Origin of the sequence: Pseudomonas sp. PA-4-8C, from assembly GCF_021606625.1 — a bacterium.
Classification (GTDB): domain Bacteria; phylum Pseudomonadota; class Gammaproteobacteria; order Pseudomonadales; family Pseudomonadaceae; genus Aquipseudomonas; species Aquipseudomonas lactis.
This window is the reverse complement of record NZ_WKCD01000535.1, coordinates 1-1,361: the sequence shown is the minus strand read 5'-3', so window position 1 is coordinate 1,361 and position 1,361 is coordinate 1. Positions and strand designations below refer to the sequence as shown.

Below are 1,361 nucleotides of genomic sequence, written 5' to 3'. Positions count from 1 at the left end.
TTCAATGCCTCCACCCATGCGTCAGCGCTCGCTGGCAAGCCGAACGCCTCAGGTCCAGGCGTGCACCAGCCTATGAACTGGCCGACGCTTGGGGCGAACGGTGAGCCGCTTTTGCGGCACTGCTCGATTCCATAACGGATCTGCTCCAGGGTGCGGATGCCGGCTGCCATGAAACCCATGGTCCAGTTGCGCATCGCTGCGGCCTTGGCCTTGTCGTCCGGCCATGCCTGCTTGTGGGCCGGGAAGATGGCCTGCAACTGCCGAAACAGGCGCTCGACCACTTCGCCGGTGGCGTCATCCACAACGCCCAGCTGGGTTCCGGTCTGCGCCGGGGCCTGATAAGGGGCGGCGGTGGCCAGGGCCCGCGCTGCACCTGGGATCATCTGAGTGACGTTCTTCATAGATCATCACTCGTATCGGTGCGCCACGACTGGTCGTAGAAGTCCGGGCCGTTGCTGAATGTATTGCCGCCCGCCACGACCTTGTCCGGGAACAGGCCGGTCCAGCCGTTGCTGATGGACTGGATGATCACGGCGTCGGGCCAGTGGTGGCCAGCCAGGGTCTTGGCTTGGCGCTCGCAGGTGGTCTTGGTCAGCGGCTTGCGGATCTCTTTGCGGTGCTGGCACCAGTCCGCCCAAACCTGCTCGCTAACGTTGGCCGGTTTGCAGGTGAGCGGGTCGAATTTGGGCGCCTTCTTCTTCGCCGAGGGAGCGTCAGCGACCGGCTGCTTTACTGGTTCCTTGACTGGTTCAAAAGAGTGACTGGTTCTGGGGGCAGCTCCTGCCCCACCCCCTGGGTTATCTCCTGCCCCAGGTAGGGCAGCTCCTGCCCCACTATTCATCAACGAAAGGTGGAAGAGGTTCGACTGATTAAGTTCGCCCTTGCGACGAAACTCACGACGCAGCAGACCGCATTTTTCCAGTTCGCGGATGTGAACCTTCACGGTGGAACGTCCGATCTCGCATTGATCAGCGATGTGCTGATACGACGGCCAGCACTCGCCCATGTCATTGGCGTTGTCTGCCAGCTTAATCAGGACGAGCTTGCGCAAAGGATTGCCGACCTTGGTCTTCATGGCCTTGACCATCAGCTCCATGCTCATTGCAGGGTCTCCCACTGAGGGAAGCAATCGCTTCTCAGGAGCTTGTTAAAAGCCCTTTCACGAATGGAGCGAGGGTCGACACCGGTCAGGCGGCGGATCAGTACCTTAGAGGCAAGAACAGCCGTCATAAGCTCGAAACGGGCGTCGTTCGTGCAGTCTTCGCACTTCGATTCCTCATCATCCAGGTAGACGCTCAGAGAGAACTCACTTTTGTCCCAGGCCATATAGGCGAGCTGGTCATTAGTGAACTGTTCCATGT

2 protein-coding genes and 1 pseudogene are annotated in these 1,361 nt (G+C 59.9%); all 3 read right to left on the bottom strand.

All coding sequences use genetic code 11. The annotated features are described in order from the left end of the window. Window positions 1–401, bottom strand: a 401-nt coding sequence (locus GIW04_RS30750; protein ID WP_268939290.1) for a replication protein P, incomplete at its 3' end; no start/stop codon positions are given. Then, on the bottom strand, window positions 398–1,102 hold the full coding sequence (locus GIW04_RS30745) for a helix-turn-helix domain-containing protein (RefSeq protein ID WP_120249032.1): 705 nt from the start codon (window positions 1,100–1,102) through the stop codon (window positions 398–400). The genes GIW04_RS30745 and GIW04_RS30750, both read right to left, overlap by 4 nt. Continuing rightward, window positions 1,099–1,361: pseudogene (locus GIW04_RS30740) on the bottom strand (hypothetical protein); the annotation flags it as partial. The gene GIW04_RS30745 and the pseudogene GIW04_RS30740, both read right to left, overlap by 4 nt.